This is a genomic window from Prolixibacter sp. NT017, from assembly GCF_009617875.1.
Lineage (GTDB): Bacteria > Bacteroidota > Bacteroidia > Bacteroidales > Prolixibacteraceae > Prolixibacter.
Genome location: NZ_BLAV01000001.1, coordinates 1,896,683 through 1,922,724 on the forward strand (window position 1 = coordinate 1,896,683; position 26,042 = coordinate 1,922,724).

The 26,042-nt window shown below is 45.5% G+C and carries 16 protein-coding genes and 1 tRNA gene; 6 read left to right on the forward strand and 11 right to left on the reverse strand.

From position 1 onward, the window contains the following. Positions 1–101: 101 nt before the first annotated feature. The 10 genes from GJU87_RS07925 to GJU87_RS07975 form a co-directional block, all read right to left on the reverse strand. Positions 102–2,801 carry a family 78 glycoside hydrolase catalytic domain gene (locus GJU87_RS07925; RefSeq protein WP_153639032.1) on the reverse strand — a complete coding sequence of 900 codons (2,700 nt, stop codon included), beginning with the start codon at positions 2,799–2,801 and terminating at the stop codon, positions 102–104. Continuing rightward, positions 2,798–5,296 (reverse strand): glycoside hydrolase family 31 protein, encoded by a 2,499-nt coding sequence (locus tag GJU87_RS07930; protein ID WP_153639033.1) that lies wholly within the window; start codon positions 5,294–5,296, stop codon positions 2,798–2,800. The genes GJU87_RS07925 and GJU87_RS07930 overlap by 4 nt, the downstream gene beginning before the upstream one ends. Before the next feature lie 102 nt (positions 5,297–5,398). Further along, a complete protein-coding gene (locus GJU87_RS07935) occupies positions 5,399–7,168 on the reverse strand; it encodes a glycoside hydrolase family 66 protein (RefSeq protein WP_153639034.1) in 1,770 nt (589 codons plus the stop codon). A gap of 103 nt (positions 7,169–7,271) precedes the next feature. After that, positions 7,272–8,750 (reverse strand): SusF/SusE family outer membrane protein, encoded by a 1,479-nt coding sequence (locus tag GJU87_RS07940; protein WP_153639035.1) that lies wholly within the window; start codon positions 8,748–8,750, stop codon positions 7,272–7,274. Between the two features lie 116 nt (positions 8,751–8,866). Further along, positions 8,867–10,336, reverse strand: a complete 1,470-nt coding sequence (locus tag GJU87_RS07945; protein ID WP_153639036.1) for a RagB/SusD family nutrient uptake outer membrane protein — start codon at positions 10,334–10,336, stop codon at positions 8,867–8,869. A gap of 20 nt (positions 10,337–10,356) precedes the next feature. Next, positions 10,357–13,653, reverse strand: coding sequence for a TonB-dependent receptor (locus tag GJU87_RS07950; RefSeq protein ID WP_228491903.1), 3,297 nt, complete (start codon positions 13,651–13,653; stop codon positions 10,357–10,359). Positions 13,654–13,811: 158 nt separating this feature from the next. After that, positions 13,812–14,822, reverse strand: a complete 1,011-nt coding sequence (locus GJU87_RS07955) for a FecR family protein (RefSeq protein ID WP_153639038.1) — start codon at positions 14,820–14,822, stop codon at positions 13,812–13,814. 134 nt (positions 14,823–14,956) lie between these two features. Beyond that, positions 14,957–15,544 (reverse strand): RNA polymerase sigma factor, encoded by a 588-nt coding sequence (locus tag GJU87_RS07960; RefSeq protein WP_153639039.1) that lies wholly within the window; start codon positions 15,542–15,544, stop codon positions 14,957–14,959. 528 nt (positions 15,545–16,072) lie between these two features. Beyond that, positions 16,073–16,145 (reverse strand) — tRNA-Lys (locus GJU87_RS07970). A 138-nt stretch (positions 16,146–16,283) separates the two neighbouring features. After that, positions 16,284–16,745, reverse strand: coding sequence for a hypothetical protein (locus GJU87_RS07975; protein ID WP_153639041.1), 462 nt, complete (start codon positions 16,743–16,745; stop codon positions 16,284–16,286). Between the two features lie 246 nt (positions 16,746–16,991). Between GJU87_RS07975 and GJU87_RS07980 the strand changes: the two genes are divergently transcribed. Together GJU87_RS07980 and GJU87_RS07985 are read left to right on the forward strand one after the other, a co-directional pair. Beyond that, positions 16,992–17,795 carry an SDR family oxidoreductase gene (locus tag GJU87_RS07980; RefSeq protein ID WP_153639042.1) on the forward strand — a complete coding sequence of 268 codons (804 nt, stop codon included), beginning with the start codon at positions 16,992–16,994 and terminating at the stop codon, positions 17,793–17,795. A gap of 6 nt (positions 17,796–17,801) precedes the next feature. After that, positions 17,802–18,215 (forward strand): thioesterase family protein, encoded by a 414-nt coding sequence (locus GJU87_RS07985; RefSeq protein ID WP_153639043.1) that lies wholly within the window; start codon positions 17,802–17,804, stop codon positions 18,213–18,215. Here GJU87_RS07985 and GJU87_RS07990 read toward each other — a convergent pair whose 3' ends face one another. Beyond that, the gene (locus tag GJU87_RS07990) at positions 18,216–18,842 is read right to left on the reverse strand and encodes a LysE family translocator (RefSeq protein ID WP_106542755.1); all 627 of its coding nucleotides are present in this window, start codon (positions 18,840–18,842) and stop codon (positions 18,216–18,218) included. It abuts the gene before it with no gap. Between the two features lie 180 nt (positions 18,843–19,022). On the opposite strand from GJU87_RS07990, the gene GJU87_RS07995 reads away from it, so the two are divergent. The 4 genes from GJU87_RS07995 to GJU87_RS08010 are packed head-to-tail and all read left to right on the forward strand — an operon-like array spanning position 19,023 to position 25,225. Continuing rightward, positions 19,023–19,925, forward strand: coding sequence for an alpha/beta hydrolase (locus tag GJU87_RS07995; RefSeq protein ID WP_153639044.1), 903 nt, complete (start codon positions 19,023–19,025; stop codon positions 19,923–19,925). Between the two features lie 49 nt (positions 19,926–19,974). Next, positions 19,975–20,514, forward strand: a complete 540-nt coding sequence (locus tag GJU87_RS08000; protein ID WP_153639045.1) for an NUDIX domain-containing protein — start codon at positions 19,975–19,977, stop codon at positions 20,512–20,514. Next, positions 20,511–22,289, forward strand: a complete 1,779-nt coding sequence (locus GJU87_RS08005) for an aminopeptidase P family protein (RefSeq protein WP_153639046.1) — start codon at positions 20,511–20,513, stop codon at positions 22,287–22,289. The genes GJU87_RS08000 and GJU87_RS08005 overlap by 4 nt, the downstream gene beginning before the upstream one ends. Before the next feature lie 41 nt (positions 22,290–22,330). Then, positions 22,331–25,225 carry a hypothetical protein gene (locus GJU87_RS08010; protein ID WP_153639047.1) on the forward strand — a complete coding sequence of 965 codons (2,895 nt, stop codon included), beginning with the start codon at positions 22,331–22,333 and terminating at the stop codon, positions 25,223–25,225. Positions 25,226–26,042 lie beyond the last annotated feature (817 nt).

Sequence of the window (26,042 nt, forward strand, 5' to 3'; positions counted from 1 at the left end):
ATCAACCTTGGCCGGATCAGCATTGTTTCTTTCGGTTAATCATTCAAATTGAACAGAGACGCGAATGTTCGTTCCTCCGCTCAATTTAGTGTTCTGTTTCATTATAGCATACTAACTAATTGAATTTCATCTAATAAAAATCGGTTAACTTTACCATTCATGTTGGTGTTGCAGTCGTTAAATTGAATGCGGAAATGGTGATTTCCCTTCTTCAGCGTAGCTCCCACCGTATTGCTCCATCCCCAGTCGGACCATTCGTTTTTCCCCCTTTGCGGGAAAACCAGCGCTCCCTGAAATTGATTGTCTACATAGAAAGAGCGGATACCACATTTATTGTCGGTATTCACCGGGCCACTGCCATTCGCATATCGAAAACGGATGCGATATTTTCCTGTAGAAGGCAAGTTTATCATAAAACTAAAAGGCTCCGTTTGGTCCAGATTAAATTCAACGTAACCATCACCTTTATAACCACTTACTTTTTTCTTTAAGTGATAGTTGAAATGCTCCGCCTGAACCGCTATATAAGAAGATGTTGGCTGTATTTCAACCGGTTGGCTTAAAAACGATGAAGTTCCGTCATTTTTCACTGCTGAAACCTGATATGTTGCAGGTACACTCTTTTTCAAAATCAGGCTTGTGGTATCCTTTGTTTCCGAGATAACCGTTCCGTTTTTAATGACTCGATAGTTGGCAGTTCCTTCAATGGAATTCCATGTCAAAACGTCTCCCTTGAGCTTCGCCTCCGGAGTATCAGGAGCGGTAATAAAAGGAGCCATCTTCACCGCTGGCCCGTCTGGATGGTTGTTCATGGTCATCTCAATGGTATGTTTTCCGGTTAAACCGGAGGGAATAACAGGATTTTCAAGCTGTTTCCCATCTAAATAGAAAGATGAGATGGAATTGCCAAAACCTCTAACAGTCAATGATAAAATTGATTTCCGATAATGAAAGTTGTCTAGTTGGTAGGTTCCGCCAAAGTTTTGAGGAATCACGGGTTGAAAGCGCAAACTGTCTGTTTCCGGCGTTAGGCCGAAAATAACCCGGTAAGTCATAGCCAGCTGACCGGCAATGCTCCACAACTGACGGCTGGAGTTAAGCACGGTTCCGGCAAAATCGCCTGTTTCGGCGACCATATTTTCTTTATTCGTCAGAAACAGAGCGGCGGCCCGAAGCTGTGTTGCATAACTGTAGGCAACCATGCTTTGCTGTTTTTCTTTGGCTGCAGCCAAAGTCCAGAATGCCTGCACAAAAGGCCAGCTGGCATCGTTGTGGTACGGCGAAATATCTGGTGTTTGTGGATAAATACAAGGAATTCCATAGGACAGAAGCGGCGTATTTTCCAGTACCGACCGGCTTCTGGATGAATCGGCAATGCCAAAAAGCAAGGTACACGCTTCGCCCAATGATTCCGAGCGTGGAGAAAGACTGAAGAAGTCACGGCCGTAAAGATATTGGCCATAATACCCCTTGTCCGCTTCCCAGAGGTGTGCATTGATATTTTCTTTCAACGAATCGGCTTTGGCAGTCCACGGGGCGTTTTTGCCCAGTTCATTGGCCATTTGGCCGAGTACTTTGAGCGTTTCATAGTGAATGGCATTCGTCCCCAAATTCATCGAGGCATAAATGTCAACAGGCTGCATCCAGCGTGGATACGTTTGCTTCCGCCAATCGAGAAACGATGATTCTCCCCGCATCAAACCGGTTGCCGGATCGACGATGGTCTGCTGATCGCATTCTACGGAGTTTCGGACAATCTCGTAGCCCGTTTTCAGCCAGTTCTTGTCACCGGTGGTTTTGTATATCTCCCAGGCAGCCAACGACCACACCACGCGGTCAGACGATACGGGCCAGGCTCCTCCGGTTCCGGTATCCTGAATAATATGACCGTCCTTGACCTTCTTCATCAAACTGATTTTAGCCACTTCCGGTTCCACCATAGCCAGTGACAACACAATGCTGTAGCTGATGTCCCGGGTCCAGACGCCTCCCCATTTATCGCCGGTACGGAATGTGCTGTCCGCTTCGATGTCCTGTTTCAGTTCGTCCAGCGAAAGCCGGTAAATGGCGTTCAGTAACGGAGATTCACTACTAAAAACCGGATATTGAGCGATGTTGTTCTTCAGTTTCCATTCAGGCCTGACGTGCGCATCGGGATCAAAAGCGTTGAAAACCAATTGAACGCTATAAATTCCGTCACCATCAGGGTCAGTGAGTTCCAGTTGTTTGTTGTTTGGGAGGTTTTCGAAATCCCAATTCAATGGAAAAGCACTTCCGGCGATATAAACGCCTTTAAAATCCTTCCGGTAGATTTTATTTCCATAAACGTCCTGGTAATAACCCTTTGTTTTAAAGGCATTCAACACCGGACGCATATCGAGATTGAACTGAACTTTGGTATTTTCCGGCAGGCTCTTAGTCGGGCTTTCACCAACCGAAGACTTGCTTTTCTGTCCAAAAACGGTGCTGATAACAACAGGCTTGTCTCCATTCGGAGTCAAATCAGCCGTGTGGTTAACGTTGTAGTCCAGTTCATTGTCTTTCCCATTGATACTGAATTTGAATTGAATAACAGGGCTAAAAGCCTGCTTTGCCGGACTTTTGTAGTTGGTCGCCATGTGTGTGTTCGACAGTGCCTTACCAACGAAACTATCCTGAACCACACGGTCGGAATAAACCGTAAACGCAGAGCTTTGATACAATATTTTCTCTTTTTTCCGGCAAGAAGAAGAGATTACCGCTAAAAGCAATCCCATGAAAACTATCAGTAGTTGTTTCATCTTTAGTTCGTTGATTTTCATTTCTCGATGGTTATGTGTTCTACTTCCTGATTAGCTGGGATATAGATAGTACAAACCCGTGTTTCTTTGTCCCACGACCACAGGGAACGTTTTGAAGCATGTTTCTCAGAAGAATTCCAGGCTTCTTTTACCTTCTTCATCTTACCACTCTGTGTAAGAATGGAATGAGGAGCTTCATTTAAATAAAGCCGGTATACTAACTCCCTGGGAGTAATATGATAACCATTCTCTACCTTAAGTGAATAGTTAATCGTGTATGCTTCGCGGGTTGTACTGCAAACCAGTTGCCTTTCGGCGAAGATATTGCGTTTGTAGTCATTGCTCTGGCCATCATCCTCATAGATCGAAAAAGAGGCTCTTTTATTTACGGATGCAGGATAAACATGCAGGATCAGTGGGTAATGCGGCTCTTGCTGGATATATTGCATTACCGGCATCATGGGAACGATAGAGCCTTTGCGGACGAAGAGGGGCGTGGTTTCCAACGAGACGGGATAATCGATCCACTGCTTTCCGTCATAAATGGTTTCAGGATGGTCAAAATCAATCCATTTGCCTTCGGGCAGATATACCTTTTTCGATGCAGCGCCTTCTTCCGTAACCGGAGCCACCAACAATTCCTTTCCAAACAGGAACTCGGTGTTCAGGTCGGCGGTTTCCGGATCATCCGGATATTCCAGCATCAGGGCACGCATTAACGGAAGGCCTGTGTCGTGCGCTTTTCGTGCATACGAATAAATGTAAGGAAAGAGCTGATACTTCCGTTCGATTGCTTTTTTGCAAATCGCCTCTACTTTAGGACCGAAGCGCCAGGGTTCCACCGCGTTGTTTCCTTCGTGATGAGCCCGACTGATGGGATTAAATACCCCGAATTGTATCCATCGGGTATAGAGTTCTCCTTCCGCCTGATAATCGGTTATATCGCCGCAATAACCCGAAATATCGCAACTCCAGAAAGGAATGCCGCCCATTCCAGCGGAAAGAGCCAGGGGAATCTGCCCAGCCAGTTTTTTCCAGCCTTTGGTCACATCTTCACCATTGCCGGCATCGCCTGACCAACCAAAGGTGTACCGCTGCATTCCGGCGAAAGCCGAACGGGTCATTTGGAAAATGCGGGTATTGGGATTGTGCTTTTCGAATTCTTCAGTCACGACTTTGTCCCATGTAAGCCCGAAAACGTTGTGTATTTCGGCATGCATACCCAGGTAGTGCTTCATATTAAGGCGGTCTGTCGCCTCTTCGTTACTCCATGCGGGTTCGCCCATGTCGGTCCAAAAGCCACGAACGCCCTGGTCGATGACCTTTTGTTGGTAATTGCCCCACCAGTCGGCTACTGCCGGATTGGTGAAATCGACCACGCCACAGTTTCCGCCCCACGGCCAGGGCATGTCATAACTTTTCCCGGTGCGGATGTCTTTTACAAAATAGCCAAGTGAATCGGCTTCGTTCCACTGTTTATTATTAGCCTGTGACACAACAGGGTCTTGCGAGACAATGACTTTGAATCCCTGATTTTCCAAATCATCTAACATCTTCACCGGATCCATGTAGTTTTCCTTTCGCCAGTTAAAATCCTGCAAATATTGGGTCCAACCAATGTCCTGGAAGATGATGTCACATGGAATTTGGCGCTTGCGAAATCCGTTGGCGATCTCCCGCGTGAGCTTTTCGTTGGTCAGCATACCACGCGATTGTGAAAATCCCAGCGCCCAGTCAGGCGGCATGATAGGATGGCCGGTCAGGTTCATGTACCTGCCAATGATTTGCTTATAGGAAGGACCGTAAATGAAGTAATAAATCATTTCTCCACCCGGCATAGCAAACGAATAGTTATCGGCTGATTCAGTGCCGAAATGGTAGGTCGTCTTGAAGGTATTGTCGAAGTAAATGCCATACCCTTCACTGCTCATGAAGAAGGGTATACTCTTGTACAACGGGTCTTTATCGACCTGGTAACAAGGATTGTCGCTATTCCACATTTTAAATTGGTGACCAACCCGGTTGATGGAACCATTCTTTTCGCCCAGTCCGTAGATGCGTTCCCCTGGACGAAGACTGATGTAGCTGGCCATTTGCGTGGAATCCATCTCAAAGCCACGATTCTGATAGTCATCCATCAGGAGTTTCTGGTACTTATCGAAAATGCTGATATGGAATGGAGCTTTTCGTACCCGGATGATTAAATCGCCGGTGTAAATTTCGTAATGCTGTGGTTGCTCCGATATATTCAGCTTTTGATTTCCATTGGATTCGTCGGCTACCACTGCAAAGGATTGATTATTTCGATGAAAATCGTCGGTATCATACCAAATGCGGATGACTCCCGGACCAACTTCCTTTATCTGTACTTTGATATTATTCTCACAACTGAAAACAGCCGTATTTCCATCGACAGAATAACTCCGGCAATTCCCCGGATGAACAATATCTGAAGCTTTTGCAATTCCTGTTAAGAGGAAAAGAAAGGCAACTGCCTGTATAATTCGTTTCTTCATTCTTCTAATGTTATTCGATTCCGCGAAGGCAAAACACCTCCTGAAGAACCGATGATCCTTCTACTTTTTTACTTATTCTATATGGAATTTGGGGTTTATCTGCTAATTATATTCTATCACCAACATTCCCCAGTACTGCATTTCTGGTACGGTGCAGGTGAGGGTAGAACCGTCTTGCTTAAATGCCAACTCTTCGGATGAACCGTAACGGTAATCCGGTGAAGCGTACCAGACCCTTTTTACTGTTTTGGTTGTCTCAATTTGAAGCGACAGGTCTTTTATTACACGCTGAAAAGGTTGTGTTCCCGATGCATCCCGCCAGTTCAGACTGGTCGCATCCATGTAATTCAGCAGGTTGATGACTTGGGTTGAGCCCAAATCTTTCCCGGTTACGGTAACACTTCCGGTTTGCGGCGGCCAGTTGTTGATGTTGATTTGTCCGTCGAGCGAAGTTACCGATGGTGTGTTGAAATCGCCGTTGCCTTGTAGCAGGTTTTCATAGGCAACCTGAAAATCGTAATAGCGAGTCAACGCCTCTTTCAAGTCGGTTCGCATCAGCAGGTTGTCATTGGGGAAATACTCCTTGCCCAGCATGTGTTCTCCCAATTCCAGATGGCTTCCGCCGAAAGCGAAAATAACGGCATCGGTCATTAAAACCCCGGGCGTATTGAAGTAGCCGGTAGAATTGGCTTTGTCGTAATCCATGTACGCGGCTAAAACAGTTTTAGTTCCTGCTCTGCCCATTTTAGTGTTGTCCTGAATGATATTAGCCAGATCCTCGTATTTATCGTTGGGTGACCAGACTTCGGTGTAAGCAAATTTAACCGGCGTCGACAGAATATTGGCCTGACCATATTGATTGACCGCATTCATCACCATTTTCTTATTCGGAAAACGTTGGTTCAGATTATTCAGGAACGAGCTGAATCCGTATGGCAAGTCAGCTTGCTGTCCATTATAATCGTAGACTGTTCCCCGATCGCCCAACTGGTCCAGATGCCAGCCGTCAAAGTCAAGGAACTGATATACCAATGCCGTTTGATCGTCGATGTATTTCTGCCAGTCGGGATTGGCCGGATCGAGGACAAAGATGTCACTCAATGCCCAGTTGTTATCCAGGTCGTGCTTGTTCACATTCTGATGATTCGCATCGTTATAAAGCATCCACTGGGCGGAAACGCCATCTGTAGCGTAATCGTCCCAGGCACCGTAGAGTAAATTGTAAAACATGGAAGCAATACCGTATTCGTGCGCTTTGTCAATGTAACCTTTCACCACGTCGAAGGAGACATCGCGTTTGGCAATATCCTGCCACTCAGCTGCGGGTTGAGAACCATCCATCTTTAGAGGCATGTGATGCTTGTTCTGCCAGTCGTAGTATTGAATACCATTGATGTGATAGCGTGTGAGTTTTGCCAGTTGTGAATCAATATCATCAGCAGTCACATCACCCGAAAACTCAGAAAGAAAACCGTATCGTGGGAAATGTGTCCAGTCGGAAGAGACATCTACACCAATACTTCCGTATACCTCTTCCTTTCCATTTACCGTTTCGTACACATCCACCATGTAGCCGGTAAAATCGTTGTCCGGAGCTGTCCATTGCCATGTTTTCCCGGAAAAATCTTCTTCTTTAATAACTTCATTTAGATACCGGTATCTGATTTTAGTCGAGGAAGTTAATGCTTTGTCAGATGTAAACTGTATCACATCGCCGGGATGATACAAAGCTTTGTCGGTTGAGAGTTTTACCGCAGTGTTGGTCGTCGGATTATCCGGTCCATCAGGTGAAGGAGCCGGTGCTTCCGATTTACTGCAACCTGCTAGTATAAATACGATAAGTAGGTAATAGATTCGATTAATTCCAGTCATCTTCGGTTAACTTACTGAACAACGATTTTGCACGATGGAATACCGTTCGTTGTGAATTTGGTAAAAGCCGGCAGAGAGTGCTGCTCCCTGCCGGTTAATTAAACTACTGTTTTTGAATATCGATGGTTAAATCCTGTACATTGAGCGTAAGGGTATATGTTCCCGCATCGGCTGCCGAAATAGTCCACTTACTATCATCCGGATCGCCACCGATGTGACGGTACATTTTGGTTGGGTCATTCGGATCCATCATGTACATATCCTGGCCCCAATCACTATTCCGGTTGACCGGAAATTTGAATTCACCTTCTCCCAAATCTCCCTGGAATGTGAAAATATACCAGTTGTTCGGGTCCTGCGTCAATTCAATCGCATTGGTGATATCCCATCCAATGGAAGTTGCCGATCCCACAATGTAGAGTTTCAACGGCTCGATAGTAATGGTCATTTTCTTCAAATCAACCATTACGTGGTACTGGTTTTCATTGTAAATCGTCCATTTATTGTCATCGGGATCTCCTCCGTTGTGCAGATAGATCTTCGTTGAATCGGATGGATCACGCATGTACATATCCTGATTCCAGTCGGTGTTTGTATTCACAGGAATTTTAAACTCTCCGGGAGTCAGAACTCCATCGTAGGTGAACTGGAAGAGATTATCAGGATTTTGCACCATTGGGGTGGCATTTGCAATATCCCAGCCATTTGGCGTGGCATCACCAACCAGGTAGAGCTTATCATATTGAGGACCGGGTTGTTTGGTAATGCTGATCGTCAAATCAACCAGATTCAGTTTCACAATGTATATACCATCTTCTGCAATGGTAAACTGATCGTCCGGCTGTGTGTCATCTGTCCGGTACACGAGGGTGTTGTCATCTTTCCCTTTTTGGTACGAAGGAAGGAACGAACCTAATGTAGTAATGAACTTCAGATTTCCGGCCTTCAATGTTCCCTGATAGGTAAAGGTAGTCGGATCGTTCTCATCCGGTGTCATCTCTATTGCATTGTTGGCGTCCCAGCCGTTAGGCGAAGCGTCTCCAATCAGGTAAAGGGTACTGGATACCGGTTCGTAGGGTGTTACCGTGAATTTAATGGGTTCAGTCACATCATCCGGTACATTTTCATTAGCTATCTTAGCGGTGACGCGGGCTTCCAAACTAACGGCTGTACCCGGTTGAATTCCCCAGTAATTCAACAGCAGATCATTCAGCTCTGCCACAGTAAAGTCTCTCTTATATACCGCTTTACCCATGTTGTACGATTTGGCATTGGCAAATCCGTTGCCATCCTGATCAATATCGAGCGTGTAGGAAATGGAACTCCCTGTTCCCTGATTACTGCCGGTTGTCCAGTTAATGCTTACCGCTACGTTGGCGTCATTCTTCTGCGAAAGCACAACATTGTCGGCTGATGTTGATATGGCTACCGGTTCTCCCATAGTAATATTAACCGGCTCGTCCTTGGTACATGAGTTCATCATGAACACCGAGGATATACCTAACAAAACGACCAGCGTCAAATAGCCAATATTTAACCCGGCTCGTTTCCGCTGAAATATATGGATATTGAATTTTTTCATGTTTCATTGATTTAATTGAAAAGGGGCAGAGCTTTCCCTTGTTGTTAGCAAAAGAATCGTTCGAATATAACTCTGTCCTTTTCCTTGAATTACGATTCAGTTTATTCTACTCCGCTCTAGTAACCCGGATTTTGTGTCAGGTTCGGGTTGGCATCAATTTCCTTTTGCGGAATGGGCAGCAAGAGGAATTTGCTGGTAGCATTCACTTTACCGATAGAATGCAGGAAGTTCAACCCGTAATCGCCATTATCGACGCGAATCAAATCGAACCAGCGCTGACCTTCGAATGCCAGCTCCATACGGCGTTCGTGAAGTACTTTTGCTTTGAAATCGGCTTGCGACAAACCGGTAACAGCCGGTAATCCGGCACGGGCTCGTACTTCATTCAGCGGAGCTTCCGCCTCGGTGGTTTTTCCCAAATTGTTCAGTGCTTCGGCTTTCATCAACAAAACATCGGCATAACGGAGGACCGGGAAATCCATAGGGCTATTGTCATATGAAGAAGAAATCGATTTGGTTACCAGGAATTTACGAAGGTTGTATCCGGTCGTAGAATAACCCGGATCGTAATCCATTCCGTCGAACTGAGGGCAGCCATCATACAAGATGGTCACATCTTTACGCAGATCGCCAGGTTCGTATGAATCGACAAATTCCTGGGTCGGCTGGTTCCATCCCCAACCGCCGGCTACCATGTTGGAATTACGCGGACCGGTAAAAGTGCTCAACCAGGAAGCCTGGTTCGTGTTATCCCAGAAACCTTCTCCGGCATTGCCTGTATACTGAATTTCGAATAGTGATTCGACCGAATTCTTATTATTTACATCGAAATTGTCGGCATAATTAGGATTGAGTGCATACCCCAGTGATTCCACTTCGTTTGCCAAAGTAACCACCTTGTCCCATTGTCCAAGCGTCAGGTATACTTTTGCCAGCAAGCCAGCTGCTGCACCTTTTGATGCACGACCGATATCGTTTCCTGAATACTCTGAGCGGGGTGGAAGTAACTGTTCTGCATCAGTTAGGTCGGCAATAATCTGCTCGTAAACTTTGGCTTTGTCGGTTCGCTTCGGACGAAGGTCGTCTCCGGGTTCCTGAGGGACTGTAATCAACGGAACATCACCAAAGAACCGAACCAGGATGAAATAATACAGTCCACGCAAAAATTTGGCTTCTCCGATGATCCGGTTTTTCAGATCCTTGTCGATGTTCATATCAGGAACTTTCTGCAGGATAATATTGCAACGCAGAATACCGGGGGCCGGTCCACGCCAAAGATCGAGTACGCCGGGATTATCAGTCGTGGTAACGAAATTGGCTTCGTCTTGTGTTTCAATGCCATCGGTTCCGCCACCCGCACCAACAATACTGTTGCCAGCCATGATGTCAGTAGTCCACATGCGCATGTTATACAACTTCGGCCATTGCAGTGGTTGATAAGCACCGTTGATGGCAGTGATGGCGTCTTCTTTTGTTTGGAAGAAATTCGCCGTATTGATAGAGTCGAGCGGTGCCTTATCCAGGAAGTCCTTGCTACAGGCAACACTCATGAACGTTACTAATATGAGAATGATATATTTTTTCATGGTTGAATCTTTTTTTCCGTTTAGAAATTCATGTTGACGCCGAAACTGAATGTTTTGGTCACCGGATACAAGCCATTGTCAATACCGTTAACCGTTCCGGATCCCAGGCCGTTATCCTGTACTTCCGGGTCAAAACCTGTATAGTTGGTTAACGTGTAAAGGTTTGAGCCAGCGAAATAAACTCTTAACTTGTTGATTCCCCATTTCGTAGTCAGATTTTCCGGAAGAGTATATCCAAATACCACGTTCTTCAACCTCAGGTACGAACCGTCCTCGATCCAACGGTCGGAAGGACGTGTGTTCTTGTTCGGGTCGTTGAAAACGGCGCGGGGAACATCGGTTTGATCGCCTTCTTTTTGCCAACGTTTCAATGTTTCTGTTGTCTGATTAACTGCAACAGCCATTCCTTCGCTCCAAACACGATTGACATTCAGAATTTTATTTCCTTGCACTCCCTGGAAGAAGATCGAAAGGTCAAATCCTTTGTAGTTAAAGGTGTTATTAAGTGAAAAGATAAATTTCGGGCTTGGGTTTCCCAGATAGGTGCGGTCGGCATCATTGATAACACCGTCACTGTTCAGGTCCTTGAAACGAATATCACCGGCTGAGGTGCGGTTATAAGGATCCAACCCGGGAACCTGCACGGCATGATTATCAACTTCCTGCTGATTTTGGAAGATTCCATCCGTTACGAATCCGTAAAACTCGTTTACCGGCTGTCCTTCCGCGATACGTGCTGCCGCGAAATTGAAGTTGAAACTACCAGTGGTCATCGGAATGGAATCATTCAGATTGGTCACTTTATTTTCATTGTAGGAGATATTGAAATCTGTGTTCCATTTGAAATCACCTTTGTCAATGTTCCGGGAGGAAATTGTTAGCTCAGCTCCCTTGTTCTCCATTTTACCGGCATTGATAGACGGAACGTCTACATCGGAATAACCGGTTGAAATCGGAACCGACATAGGAACCAACATGTCATTGGTATTCTTCTGATAAACGTCACCAGTAATGTTGATTCGCTGATTCAGAATTGTTGCATCAAACCCCAGGTTGATTTGCTCCTGAGACTCCCATTTCACATTGGGATTGGGCATCATCCTCGGCACAACGGCACTGACAATGTTATCGTTGAAGTTATATTTTACCGTCTCCAGTTTCGAGGCAAAAGAATAGTTTCCGATTTCCTGGTTTCCGGTAAAGCCGATACCTGCCCGAATCTTCAAATCATCAACAAAGTGGATGTTTTGAAAGAAATTCTCCTGCGAAATACGCCATGCAACCGAACCTGACGGGAAAATACCCCATTTGTTTCCGGAACCAAACCGGGATGATCCATCGCGACGAACGGTGGCAGTAACGAGGTATTTGTCTGCGTAGTTGTAATTCACCCGCGCCATGTAGGAGAGAAGCGACCATTCAGAAGCATTCCCGTCAAGGGTCACCTGGTCGGTTCCGTTGGCCAGTTGCTGCGTCAGATCGCTGGCAAAGTTCTGAATGGAACCGTTCATGAAATCAAAGCGGTTTTCCTGGGCACTGGTTCCCACCATCGCCGTCAAATGATGCACATCTTTGAACGTTTTGTTGTAAGTAAGTGTGTTATCCCAAACCCAGGTAATGTTCTTGTTGGAAGACTGATATAAATAAGACTGATCCTGTGGATTGGGTTTCCAGTCATATTTGGGCGACCAGGTCCGGTCGTACCAGAAATTGGCTTCCAAACCTGCATTCGATTTAAATACCAAACCATCCAGCAAGGTGATTTCGGCATAAACTGCACCCCGAACGTTGTATCCTTTCGTTGAATTATCAATCAACCTGGCTGTACCAACAGGGTTACGGATATCACCATCCCATGACGGGCGTCCTTCAGGCCCCGCATAGGTTCCATCTGCATTGTAAATAGGCTGTGTCGGCAATGCTTTAATGGTGTTGCCGATGTTGTAGTCACCTTTGGATTTGATGTCGTGATTCAACGTGAGCCGGTTACCGAATTTGACATTCTTGAATACCTGAGATTCACTGTTAAACTGGACCGTGTAACGCTTGTAGTTGGTATTCAAAACAATTCCGTCCTGGTTCAGAATATTTCCGGATACGTAATAATTAGACTTATCGCTTCCGCCTGAATAGGAGACAGAAAGATTATTCATCCCGGCAGGACTAAAAACAGCTCCCAGCCAATCGGTTCCTTTGCCTAAGGAAGATGGATTGGCATACGCCGGATTCTGTTCCAAACCTGCATTGGCCATCATGTCGTTGTGGAGTGCAGCAAATTGTGACGCATCCAACACTTTAATCATGTTGGTCGCTTCCTGAATGCTGTAGCTATAGTCCACGTTTATCTGGCCTTTGCCGGACTCGCCCTTCTTGGTGGTAATAATGACGACTCCGTTCGCACCTCGTGAACCATAAATCGCGGTAGCAGAAGCGTCTTTCAAAATCTGAACAGTCGCAATGTCATTCATATTTAACTGGTTGAGTCCGCTTGTCGTGGGAACTCCGTCGATGACCAGCAATGGGTTGTTGTTGTTAATCGTTCCCATACCACGAATGCGAATGGTTGCGTCGCTTCCGGGCGCACCTTGCGAGATAACCTGAACACCGGCTGCACGTCCCTGCAAGGCATCGCTGACACTTGGCACGGGAAGTGATTCCATGTCCTGTGTTTTCACGGTAACGATGGAACCGGTCAGATCCTTCTTCTTCTGATAACCATAACCTACGGCAACAACTTCGTCCAGACCGATGGTTTGTTCCTGCATCACGACATTCAATGTAGGCTCACCGGTAGGAACAATTTCTTTGGTTTTCATTCCTACGAAAGAGAATACCAATGTGCTTTCGACCGGAACATCAGCCATACTGTAATTTCCGTTAAAATCGGTGATGGTTCCGTTGGTTGTGCCTTTAATAACAATGGTAACGCCGGGAATCGGCTCTCCTTTGGGGTTGGTCACTTTTCCTTTTAGTGGATGTGCCTGTTGTTGCTTCGTGCCTGAGGGCTCGTCGTTGCTGCCTTTCGGAAAGAGGACGATGCGCCGGTCGATGATTTTGTAGCTGATGTTCTTTCCTTCAAACAACCGGTTCAAAACGTCTTCGATGTTACTCTCGTTCGCATTGATGCTAACCCGATCATTCAACTGAATCTGGTCGGCATTGTAAAAGAAAACAAACTGGGTTTGCTGTTCAATCTGATTCAAAGCGCTTTCCAGCGTAGTGTTTTCGAGGTTAACCGAAAGCCGGGTTTCCTGCGAATAAACACTGGCTGATACCTGCATCAGGCTTAGAAGTAAAATGACGAACGTTAGTCGCATAATTAACCATAGTTTAATCATGCCATTCCGCGGAAAGGCAAGCAATCGAAACTTTTTTTTCATAGATTTGTAATGCTAAGTTCTACAAATGAATAGCTCCAACTATTCGTTTAATTTAACAGCCGGGAAGTGCTCCAACATTTCCCGGTTTTATTGTTTTATTTCCGTTCAATCCATATATCAGTGCTGTCGCGTTGTACTTTGATGGGAATCGTCAGGTTGACCAAATCAAAGAACTTTTCAATATTATCGTCCTTGTAGGCGGCTCCCGAGAAGACTTCTTTGCCCAGTTCTGCATCCCGGAAGTGTATGTTTACTTTGTACATCCGCTCCAGCGTTTTGGCTATCTCGTTTAACGGTTGCCGGTTAAAATGATATTCTCCGGTTCGCCAGGTGGTCACCAAATTGGTGTTGGCTTGTATCACATTGTCCTTTCCTGTGCTCTTATCGTACCGCCACTGTTCGCCGGGCTTGAGCATCACCGGTGCTTCTTTCTGCGGAATGTCTTTAATTTCCACAACTCCTTTCAATAGCGTGGTTTCCGTTCGGTTGTCTTCCGGATATGCTCGTACGTCAAACTGTGTCCCCAGCACGTTGACACTCATATTGGGGGTGATGACCCGGAATACGCGTGATTTATTATGTGTCACTTTAAAATAGGCTTCTCCAACCAATTCGATTTCCTGTAGTTTTTTGTCCGGCGAAATGTGGTATTTCAGTTTGGAATCGTAATTCAGCGCCACAAACGTTCCATCGGGAAGTGTAACCTCCGACTGCTGTCCACGCGGTGTTTTGAATTCAATAACCTGGGCTTGCATATCGCCAGGTGAGAAGAAGTGCTTTTCGCCAAGCAAATAGCTCGCTACTCCCAGGATAATTAGTATGGAAGCTGCTGCTGCAATACGGGGAAGTCGCCTGATGGTAAAGCCAGATGAACTTGAACGGCGGAAGATCTCAAGGGACTCGTGCTTGATTTTTTGGAAATCTTTTTCTGCAATATGTGAGTGGTCAATTTCTCTTCTTTTCCATTTCAGCACATAGCCAATCAGCATGGCCAATGCCGATTCTTTGTCCTTTGTTTTCTCTTCCGGAAATTTCTTTAAAGAATCCTTCGTCAGGCTTTCCTTAAATTGCTTGTCAAACAAATGATCAGAGGTTTCCTTCTTCATGGTGTTCGTATTGCTCTTTGTAAGAAAAAGCAGTTACGCTCAGAATATACCCCTGACTATTTCATGCTGTAGAACATGTTTTGCAGAAAATGTGATTGGAGACAGGAACAACTAGTTTTGCAATAGAAAGGACATCAGAGGATTGCTGTCTGCAGAAATAATAAAATGGATTCCGAAGAAGTATCTAATATTTTTTTCAGCTTAGCTATCGCTTTCTGAACACTGTTGCCAACCGATTGATAATTCACCTGCATTACTTCCGCCACCTCTTTATTCGACAGGTTTTTATAAAATTTCAGGTAAATGGTTTCTTTCAGACGAGGAGGAAGTTGATTGAGCGCATCAGCTACCAAATCAAGGCGAAGCTCTTTTTCTTCCGGATTAACTTCCGTTGAATAACTCAATCGGAACGCGTCGATACGTTCATCATCCAGTTCTGTTTCGGCTATTCTGTGAGACTTCCGGATGTTGGCAAAAATCTTTATTCGCAGAGATTTCAGTAAGTAAAAAAGGATGTTATCAGTGGGAGAGAGTCGATCCTTTTTTCGGGCCAATTCGAAAAAAACATCCTGTATGCTATCGCGAACCAAAAACTCATCGGACGTGAAACGCTGTCCGTACTCACACAACGCCAGGTGGTACGTGTCGAAAATGTAGGAAAAGGCTTCTTCATCGCCACGTTTAAAGCGCTCCCAGATTTCTGCATCCAGATTTCGTTGCATAGGTTTCAATGTCGCATCCCCAAAGTTTAGTGGTGGTACAAAACTAACTGAAATTTTTCAATCCGGTTACCGGCGTGTTTTATTCTCCCTTCCGAAAAATGAGTAAGCGTTAAGGTTGCGTACGGCATTTTTCCTTCCGGGAAGAGGAGTTCTCCTGTTGCAAAGCTTGTTTCTTTGCATGCCGGGGTCATTTCTTTGCCGACGGAGTGGTTTTCGTGCCTCGCCGAGTTCATTTCTCTGAAGGCGGAGTTGTTTTCGTGTCTCGTTGAGTTCATTTCTCTGAAGACGGAGTAGTTTTCGAGCCTCGTTGAGTTCATTTCTTTACAGCCGACTGACTTTGCGACAGTCGGCGCTGCCATTGCGTCAGTCGCCAGGTACTTTGCGCGAAGCTCGGAGTAGTTTGCATCATTCGGTTTGTTCTTTGCATGAGTGGCGGTGTGGTTTGCATCAAAACCCGCGATTTCGCGACAGCGGGAAAATGGGGTGAACAAAAAAAGCTTCCCGTTTCGGAGAAGCTTTTCTGAAAAGTGACTGAGCTGGGGCTCGAACCCAGGACCCACGCCTTAAAAGGGCGTTGCTCTACCAGCTGAGCTACTCAGTCATCCTTTGTAGTACCCTTGTTTTTCAAAGGCGGTGCAAATATACGGTCATTTTTCTTTTATGCAAAAGATGAATCACAAAAAATTGACACTAATTGACCGATGATTTTCGATCTTGCCGTTATTCTTCTGAGACCCATTCAATTCCCATTCGCCCGCAAAGTAAACTCACCGGTAACATTTTCAGTTTTGATGGTAAATTTCCAGTTGCCGGTAAATTCAGAGTGGTTCTCTTTCACATTGACCACACGCGACCAGCTGGCATAATTTCCGTTTTTCATGTGTATGCTGGCCATTTTATTTCCATCGGGCGTCAACAGCTCGATTTCCATATTGCCAATGGTGCTGTGTCCGTTAATCGACAGCTCCAGTTGGTCAATTTTCCGGTTTACCCGGAATTCAATCTCTTTTTGTGACGTGTTGTTGTGAAGTTTCTGGTGTTCCTGTACCAGATTGCCCGGCTCGGCTTCCTGACCGGAGGTTTGCTTCATCTCATCCCGCATGTCTTTCATCGCCGATTCCATTTTTTTGTGGAATTTCTCGGCCTGCTTCTGAATTTCAGCATGCGGATCCTGTGCTTTTGCAAATAGGAATATAGCCATAAGCGGGAACATTAAAATGACTTGTTTCACGTGCTTGCTTTTTATGGTTACACAATTGCAGGTTGGGGCTAAAATAATAATCTAAAAATACAACGGATTCAGGTCGATTAAAAGTATGTCCCTTCTTTTTATCCCACATTTAAACTTGCAAAAACGACCGGTTTGCGAAAAAAACATACTTTTGTTTACCATAAAACAAACCGGAAAAAGACAGTTCCGGTTTCCTAACTTTCGGATTTTTGTACAATGAAAAATAAGGTGGTAATTATTACCGGAGCTTCTTCCGGAATTGGACGAGCACTGGCTGTGGAATTTGCTTCACGCGGCGCGAAACTGGTTTTGGGAGCACGCCGGACTGATCGTTTACAGGAACTGGAACAAGAGCTTCCGGGTACGGAAATTCTTTCGGTCAAAACGGATGTTTCGGTCGAGGAGGAGTGTAAGAACCTGATAGAACAGGCTGTTTCGCGCTTTGGGCACATCGACATACTGATTAACAATGCAGGCATTTCCATGCGGGCCAATTTTCAGGATATGGACCTGGAAGTGATGCATAAGGTGATGGATGTGAACTTCTACGGGACAGTTTATTGCACCAAATATGCTTTGCCATATTTGCTCGAAAGCAAAGGTTCGCTGGTTGGGGTGATTTCTATTGCGGGCCATGTGGGCCTACCGGGAAGAACCGCTTATTCGGCTTCGAAGTTTGCCGTTCGCGGATTTTTGGATACGGTTCGCATCGAGAACCTGAAAAAGGGACTACATGTGCTGGTCGCCGCTCCGGGCTTTACTGCTTCCGAAGTAAGAAAATCGGCGCTTACCGCTAATGGAACTGCCCAGGGGGAAACTCCGCGGAAGGAGGAGAAAATGATGACTTCGGAAGAGTGTGCCCTGCACATTGCCAATGCGGTAAAAAAAAGGAAGCGGCAGTTGATTCTCACTTTCGTGGAAGGAAAATTTACCGTTTTCCTGGGCAAGTTTTTTCCTTCGTTGCTCGACAAGTTAACCTTTAATCACATGGCCAAAGAGCCTGATTCACCTATCAAGTAAAGCAATATGTTTTCATTCGACACCCAATACCGGGTTTGTTACGGCGACACCGACAAAATGGGCGTGGTTTATTATGGCAATTACCCTCGCTTTTACGAAATCGGGCGAACGGATATGATTCGTGAAATATACAAATCGTACCGGTTGCTCGAGGAAGAGGATAAGATTTTTCTGCCCGCGCGGTCACTCCATATTAATTACCACAAGCCGGCTTATTACGACGAGTTGCTGACGATTCGTACCGTTATTAAGGAAATGCCCAAAGTGAAGTTTCCGTTGGTCTCTGAAATTTACAACGAGGCTGGGGAATTGATCAACGAAGGGAAAGTGGTACTGGCTTTCATGGATTTTAATACAGGCCGGCCGTGTAAAATTCCGGATCAATTTGAAGAAATTCTTCGCGAAAGGCTGGGAGAATAATCAGTCGAACCGCAGATAGATAAACGAAGCTACGGCAAAAACGATGATCATGATGCCGACGATTTTGTTGGCCCACCACAGCATGTGAAGATTAATTTTGTGTCGAAACAGATTTACCAGGCCGGTTAACACAAACCACCAACTCGATGCCCCGCCAAAAACGCCGGTAATAATCATCAAGGATTTAATCGGCGCTGACAGTTTCAATGCCAGTCCAGAACCGGCAAATACGGCGATGAAAACAAAGACGGCCATCGGGTTGGAAACGGTCAGTAGCAACGTAAAAAGGTAATCCTGCAGGTAGGTCGATCCTTTCTTCTTGAACTTTTGCAACTCCTGCGACGGGTTGGATTTGAAGATGTGCAGTCCGAGGAGAATAAGGATAATAGCACCTGAAATTTCGAAATAGATGGAGTGTGCCGTGATGAAATCGATAATCATCGTCATACTGAAACCGGCAATAATCGCATAGATCGTATCAGACGTTGCAGCTCCCAGCCCCGACGACATACCGGAACGCCAGTTCTTGTTCACTGTACGTTGTATGCAAAGCATTCCGATTGGTCCTAGGGGAACGGAGACAGCAATTCCAATAATGAATCCTTTCCAGATTAATTCCAGTTCCATGGCCGCAAAATTAAGTTAAAAATTGTTACACCTCCCGATTTCGTTGGTTAAAAATGAGTCTATGTTTGTGGACAAATATTCTGTTTTTAAAAGAATTTAAAATAAGTTTATGGCTTCCGTTCGGATACTCACAATCTGCTTCATACAATAAGCAGAAAAACTAATGGCAAATCCAGTGTTATGAAGAATCTCTTGCTACTTACCCTATTGTTTATGTTTAGTTTACAGCCTTCTTTCTCGCAGGAAACTTTAAAGCTTTGGCCTGATGGGGTTCCCGGTCCCAATGTTTCGCCCAAACCTGAGGAAACTTTTGATGGCGTAAGGGTTCGGTTTGTTTCCGAACCAACACTAACGGTTTATCTTCCGGAAAAGGAAAAAAACAGCGGAACGGCCGTGGTCATTTGCCCTGGCGGTGGTTATTGGATTGAGGCCATGGATCACGAGGGATACGATTTTGCGAAATATTTGCAGAAGCGTGGAATTGCCGGTATCGTATTGAAGTATCGTTTGCCGTATGGTCATCCAACGATTCCGTTGCAGGATGCGCAACACGCCATCCGAACGGTTCGGGCTAATGCCCAAAAGTGGGGGATTGACCCGAATAAAGTCGGAATTGCAGGCTTCTCTGCTGGCGGACACCTGGCATCTACAGCCGAGACGCATTTTGACACCGGAAAGCCGGATGCCTCTGATGCAATAGCGAAGGAGAGTTGCCGCCCCGATTTTGCCATTCTGGGTTACCCGGTAATTACCATGAATAAAGCCTGGACGCATTTGGGATCGCGGGAAAATTTACTCGGGAAGAATCCGTCAAAGGAATTGGTCAAAAAATATTCGAACGAACTGCAGGTAACTCCGCAAACTCCGCCTACTTTTATTTTTCTGGCGGATGATGACGATGTTGTTCCTCCCAAAAACAGTGTTGAGTTCTATATGGATCTGAGGAAAAACAAGGTGCCGGCTGAGATGCATATTTTCTCGGAAGGCGGGCATGGCTTTGGAATGCACATTAGCGGAAAACCGCACGACCAATGGCGAAATCTGGTCATCGATTGGATGCGTGTCCGCAAATTGATTCCATAAAAACGGAGCTCTCATTCAAACTCCCAACTTATTGTTAAGTTTATTGTCTATGTTGTCTGATACACATCCTCACAAAATCATAAATCATTGTCCCCGTTGTGGTTCAAGCCAGTTTAATAGTAGGGAAGAGGGTATCTCTTTTTCCTGCGAAGATTGTGGCTTCGTATATTTCGTCAATAGTTCGGCTGCGGTGGCTTGTCTTATTTTTAATTCGAAAGGTGAGCTGATGCTATCGCGAAGAGCGATTGAACCGAACCGCGGAATGCTGGACTTGCCGGGAGGCTTTGTCGATGTAATGGAAACTGCAGAAGAGGCGGTTCGAAGAGAAATAAATGAAGAGTTGGGAATTGCAGTTACCGGTTTGCAGTATCTCACGTCCTTTCCCAACGAATATGTCTTTTCGGGCTACAGCGTTTTTACGCTCGACATGGCTTTTGTTTGCCAGGTGGATGATCTGGATTCTGCGCATCCCAAAGACGATATTTCAGCCATCGAATTTTATGATCTGAAAACTGTTCCTTTTCAGGAATTGTGTTCCGACAGCATGCGAAATATTATTGAGTTCTATCTTGAAAACAAAATAAAATGACTGTACCAGAACGTCTTGCAGCTGCAAGAGATTTGATGAAACAGCGTGGAATCGATGCATGGATTATCTCCGGCACCGATCCGCACATGAGTGAATATCTCCCGAAATATTGGTATACACGAGAATGGATTTCAGGTTTTACCGGCTCCTATGGAAAGGTTGTCGTTACGCAGGAAGAAGCCATCCTCTCTACCGATTCGCGCTACTTTTTACAGGCGGAAGAGCAATTGGCCGGAACCGGCATTCAATTGGTGAAGGATCTTCGCCAGCCGGGCGACGTGCCTTACATCGGGTGGCTGAAAAAAGCGCTTCCGGAAGGAAGTAAAGTTGCCATCAACGGACTGACAATTTCTGTAAGCGAAAAACGTAGTTTGGAAGCTTCATTGGGTGCGAAGGGCATTACTTTGGAGATTACCATTGATCTGGTCAGTGAACTATGGGAAGACCGACCATCGCTGCCCAACTCACCGGCTTATGAGCTGATGCCGGAATTTGCCGGTACTTCCCGGAAGGAAAAACTGGCAATGTTGCGAAATAGTTTGCGGGAAAAAGAAGCGGACGGAATGGTGATAACGGCGCTGGATGAACTGGCCTGGATCTTCAATCTTCGCGGTAGCGACATCGATTACAATCCTGTCTTTGTCGGTTACGGATATATCAACAGGGAAGAGGCGCATCTTTTCGTGCCGGAAGGAAAGATTGACAGTGCCTTAGCTGAAAAGCTGGAGTTGGAAGGCATTCGCATCGGTGGTTATGACGAATTTCTCTCTTTCGTGAAGAATGTAGCGGATAAAACGTTGTTGATCGATCCATCTCGAACCAGCGCTTTGTTGTTCGAGTCGGTTCCGAAATCATGCCGAATCGTAGAAGCTTCATCTTTAGCTAACTTACTGAAGTCTGTTAAAGGACCGATCGAAATAGAAGGAATGAAAAAGGCGCATGTACGCGACGGCGCTGCGATGGTGAACTTTCTGTATTGGCTGGAGAATCACCTGGGAAAAGAGAAAATTACCGAGCTGACAGTCGACGGAAAACTGAGGGAATTCAGAGCTGAGCAGGATTTGTTTGCCGGCGAAAGTTTCCATTCCATTGTAGGGTATGCCGACCACGGTGCGGTTGTTCATTATAGTGTGACCGAAGAAACCGACAAGGAAGTGATGCCGGAAGGCTTTCTGCTAATTGACTCTGGAGGTCAGTACCTTGACGGAACAACGGATATCACAAGGACTGTTGCTGTCGGTCAGCTTTCGGAACAGCAGAAAAGCGATTTTACGTTGGTGCTGAGGGGTATGATCGGTTTAAGTCTGGCGCGTTTCCCGGAAGGAACCCGTGGGGTGGCGTTGGATATTCTGGCCAGAAAGCCGTTGTGGGACAGCGATATGGATTATGGACATGGAACAGGTCACGGCGTTGGACATTTTCTGAATGTGCACGAGGGACCAATGAGCATCCGGCAGGACCTGAATCCGGAAATTATCCGGCCGGGACAGATTTTGTCGAACGAGCCTGGCATATACAAAACTGGTCAGTATGGTATCCGTACGGAGAATATGATTCTTTGTGTTCCCGGGAATGAGTCGGAGTTTGGGCAATTCCTGAAATTTGAAACATTGACTCGTTGTCCGATTGATACGAGTGCTGTAGTTCCCGAACTGTTAACAACAGAAGAGCGTGAATGGCTGAATGATTATCACCACGTTGTTTTGCAGGAAGTCGGACCGTTGGTTTCTACTCCGGTAAGAGAATGGCTAACAGCCAAATGTGCGCGAATCTGACATCTTAATTTTTATTATCGATTGTGTAAATCATTCTGAATATGAGGAGATTTATCGTGGTTATCATCCTGCTGGTAAGCAGTTTGACTTCATATGGTCAATACTACGTTAATGGGCAGGATCCTGCTTCGATTCACTGGCGACAAATCAATACACCAAATTTCCAGGTAATTTACCCGGATGATTTTGAGCAGAAGGCTCAGCAGGTGGCCTATATCCTGGAAAAGGTTTATGGCTATGCCAGTGAAACGCTGAAACATCAACCAAGAAAAATCTCTGTCATTTTACATACGAAAACCGTTCATGCCAATGGTTTTGCCGCCTGGGCACCTGCCCGGGTCGAAATGTTCCCTACGCCATCGCAGGATATTTATCCACAGAAATGGCTTGAACAGTTGGCGATTCACGAGTTCCGGCATGTGGTGCAGATTGATAAAATCGGTGAGGAGCTGCCCGGTATTTTTAAGGTAATTCTCGGTCAGCAGGCTGCAGCTGCAGTGGTTGGTGCTTATTTACCTTTCTGGTTTCTGGAAGGTGATGCCGTTTCGACCGAAACAGCTCTTTCACATGCTGGTCGGGGACGCCTTCCTTCTTTCGAAATGCCGCTAAGGGCGCAGGTTTTGCAAAAAAAGATCTATTCATATGACAAGGCTTATCTCGGGTCTTATAAAAATTTTATTCCTGATCATTATGAATTGGGTTACCAACTAGTGGCTGGAGTCCGTAGCCGTTATGGTGCGGATGTGTGGGCCGGTGTGCTGGACCGTGTAGCCCGGCAGCCTTTGTCGCTAACGGCTTTCGATAAGGGATTGAAACTGGCTACCGAAGAAAATAAGATTGGCTTGTATCACGAGATATTCAACGGACTGAAAGCCAAATGGCAACATCAGGATAGCCTGAACGAGTTGACTCCGGTTCAGGTTCTTTCGGCTAAGCCAAAGTATTTTACGAGTTACCGGTATCCTTATTATGTGAATGATTCAACGGTCGTTGCCCTGAAAACTTCCATCAACGATATCGATCGGTTTGTTCTGATTGAACCCAATGGCAAAGAACACAAGCTGGTTGCACCGGGTCCCTGGTTTCGCGAATCGGTGACATACGGAAATGACCGGATTTACTGGGTGGAACAGAAATCGGATGTGCGCTGGCAGCACCGGGAATTCTCGTTGCTCAGAGTATATAATATCAACCGGGGAATAGCGTGGCAACGCCGCTACCACGAAAAAGTGCTGGCTCCTTCCGTTTCCAGGGATGGTAAACATTTGTGTGCCGTGGAAGTGGGGAGTGCGAACCAGAGTTCTATTCTGTTGCTTTCGCCGGAAAATGGCGATATCATCAAATCGTTTCCGGCTCCTGACGGGCAATTGTTTCTGACACCTTCGTGGAGCCAGGACGGGAAACATATTTTCACGGTAGTGTTGGGCGACAAAGGGAAGACACTCGCCGAGCTGAATGTAGCGACCGGCAAACTCAAAACATTGATGCCTTTTTCGTATGTGGAAATCCGCCGGCCGGTGCAACAAGGGAATTACTTGTTTTATGCTTCGGCCCAAACAGGCATCGATAATATTTTTGCGCTGGATTTGACGACCGGTAAAAACTTTCAGGTAACATCTTCACGCTTTGGTATCCGGGATATTCAGTTTTCTCCCCACCGTAAAAAAATATTGTATGCCGATTATTCTGCCGATGGTTTCCGGGCGGTTCAGGCAAACGAGAAATCATTGCTTTGGAAGAGTTCGCCACAGCAGGAAGAGGTTCATATGGAACCTGCACAGACGATTGCAGAACAGGGACAGGGGGCTGTGCAGCTGAATGAGCCTGATTCAGCTTTGTACCCTTCAACTAAATACAGCAAACTGGGACATCTTTTCAATATTCACAGCTGGGCGCCGGTTTATGTGAACACGACGGATTATACGATCCATCCGGGGGTTTCGGTCATGTCGCAGAACAAACTAAGTAGCATGATTGCCCAGTTTGGTTACGATTACTCGGTGAATGACAAAGAGGGTAAGTGGTATGCGAACCTGGAGTATGAAGGCTGGTTTCCGATTTTTAAACTGGAGACTAGTTTCGGAAAGCAGAAATCACAGTATTACCAGGTAACCAATTATACCAATCAGGCCGGCCAGGTGGTCCGGTCGGATACTTCGCTGGTCGATTTTTCCTGGAATCAGTGGAACATAGATCTGGATGCCCGGATCCCGTTGGATTTGTCAAGAGGCAAGTGGTATCGGCTCCTTCAGCCGGAAGCAAAAATGGAGTTTACGAGTATTCAGCACAATTCGACTACGCCTTCTCAGTTTTTTTCGGGCAGCATTGTGCCAATTACTTACCGGCTGTATTTTCATAACTTACTAAGGCAGAGTATACGGGATTTGCAGCCTCGCTGGGGACAGATCGTGGATTTCAGTTTCCGGCACACGCCTTTTGGCAACCTGGATTATGGTACAGCATGGTCGGCTGAGGGGTATGAATACCTACCGGGATTTTTCCGCCATCATGGTGTCCGGGTTTATGGTGGTTACCAGCGGAAGGAGCTATCGGCAACCGGGAATATGTTGTCGGACCTGATTTTGTACCCACGCGGATACAAGAGTTTTTCCAACCGACAGTTGTTTACGCTTCGAACCGATTATACGCTGCCGTTGCTGTATCCGGACTGGAACCTGGGTCGGTGGATTTACCTGAAGCGAATCAACCTGCGCGGTTTTTATGATTATGGATGGACAGAGGCACTCGCTTCTCAAAACAACCAGACAATCAACTATAATTTTAGTTTTCAATCTTACGGGGCAGAAGTGACAACCAATTGTCATTTCCTTCGTTTTAAGGCGCCGGCCAACCTGGGAGTCAGGTATAGTTACATGCCCGATTTAAATGACTACCGTGTCGATGTCATTTTCTCCATTAATTTTTCAGCTTTGTAGTTTTTCAGAAAGACCAAATCAGGGAGCAGTTTATTTTCTTGTGATGAACAGCTCTTCTTTTTATTAAGCCGCTGTCATCCAAAGTCTGATTCATTGATTCCTGCGCCTAAAAATCCGCATCATTACCGGACGGACTCGGAAACATGCAATTCTCAGCAGGTTTATGACACCTAAATCTCATTGTACTGGTTTAATTACAAGCTAATTAATATCTATACAGATAGAGCGAAAACGGTTTCCAAATAAGAGCTTCAAGCCGATTGAGTTGCCAGTTTGCTTAAATTTCCACTTATCGATCCAGTTGACACGTTGAAACCGGATCTCCTTTCCTTGAAAAACACCATTTCCGGTTTACAAGAAACAACTCCCATAGTCATTCCTACTGTTCTTCAGCATAAGTATAAAAGACAAATGTCAATCAGAGGCATGGATACATATGTAAACAAAGTATTTCTACAACATTTGTAACCTAAGAATCTATTTTACTAATGTAATCAATCAGAATTTACATAAAACGAATCTAAATTCACTTTTTTTAACCCGAGCAGTGTCTGTTTGTAAATAGACACTGCTCGTAACTATTCATTGATATTTGTGATACATTAAGTTCACTAAATCAATGCTTTAAAAGTAAATTTAAAAGCTAAACTTTAAACAATTAGATACATTTGTATGCAAATGGGCTTCAAACCCTATTGATACTGTATATTTAAATACGTAATACTATATAAACCAGTAATTAATGCAGATAATTACTACCAATACTTTAAGTATTTCATTTCAATATTCCGGATATTCTTTGTGTATGAATAAAGTA

Coding starts and splice junctions, on each gene's coding strand:
- GJU87_RS07925 (WP_153639032.1), bottom strand. CDS start 2,801: ATGAAAATCAACGAACTAAAGATGAAACAACTACTGATAGTTTTCATG.
- GJU87_RS07930 (WP_153639033.1), bottom strand. CDS start 5,296: ATGAAGAAACGAATTATACAGGCAGTTGCCTTTCTTTTCCTCTTAACA.
- GJU87_RS07935 (WP_153639034.1), bottom strand. CDS start 7,168: ATGACTGGAATTAATCGAATCTATTACCTACTTATCGTATTTATACTA.
- GJU87_RS07940 (WP_153639035.1), bottom strand. CDS start 8,750: ATGAAAAAATTCAATATCCATATATTTCAGCGGAAACGAGCCGGGTTA.
- GJU87_RS07945 (WP_153639036.1), bottom strand. CDS start 10,336: ATGAAAAAATATATCATTCTCATATTAGTAACGTTCATGAGTGTTGCC.
- GJU87_RS07950 (WP_228491903.1), bottom strand. CDS start 13,653: ATGCGACTAACGTTCGTCATTTTACTTCTAAGCCTGATGCAGGTATCA.
- GJU87_RS07955 (WP_153639038.1), bottom strand. CDS start 14,822: ATGAAGAAGGAAACCTCTGATCATTTGTTTGACAAGCAATTTAAGGAA.
- GJU87_RS07960 (WP_153639039.1), bottom strand. CDS start 15,544: ATGCAACGAAATCTGGATGCAGAAATCTGGGAGCGCTTTAAACGTGGC.
- GJU87_RS07975 (WP_153639041.1), bottom strand. CDS start 16,745: ATGGCTATATTCCTATTTGCAAAAGCACAGGATCCGCATGCTGAAATT.
- GJU87_RS07980 (WP_153639042.1), top strand. CDS start 16,992: ATGAAAAATAAGGTGGTAATTATTACCGGAGCTTCTTCCGGAATTGGA.
- GJU87_RS07985 (WP_153639043.1), top strand. CDS start 17,802: ATGTTTTCATTCGACACCCAATACCGGGTTTGTTACGGCGACACCGAC.
- GJU87_RS07990 (WP_106542755.1), bottom strand. CDS start 18,842: ATGGAACTGGAATTAATCTGGAAAGGATTCATTATTGGAATTGCTGTC.
- GJU87_RS07995 (WP_153639044.1), top strand. CDS start 19,023: ATGAAGAATCTCTTGCTACTTACCCTATTGTTTATGTTTAGTTTACAG.
- GJU87_RS08000 (WP_153639045.1), top strand. CDS start 19,975: ATGTTGTCTGATACACATCCTCACAAAATCATAAATCATTGTCCCCGT.
- GJU87_RS08005 (WP_153639046.1), top strand. CDS start 20,511: ATGACTGTACCAGAACGTCTTGCAGCTGCAAGAGATTTGATGAAACAG.
- GJU87_RS08010 (WP_153639047.1), top strand. CDS start 22,331: ATGAGGAGATTTATCGTGGTTATCATCCTGCTGGTAAGCAGTTTGACT.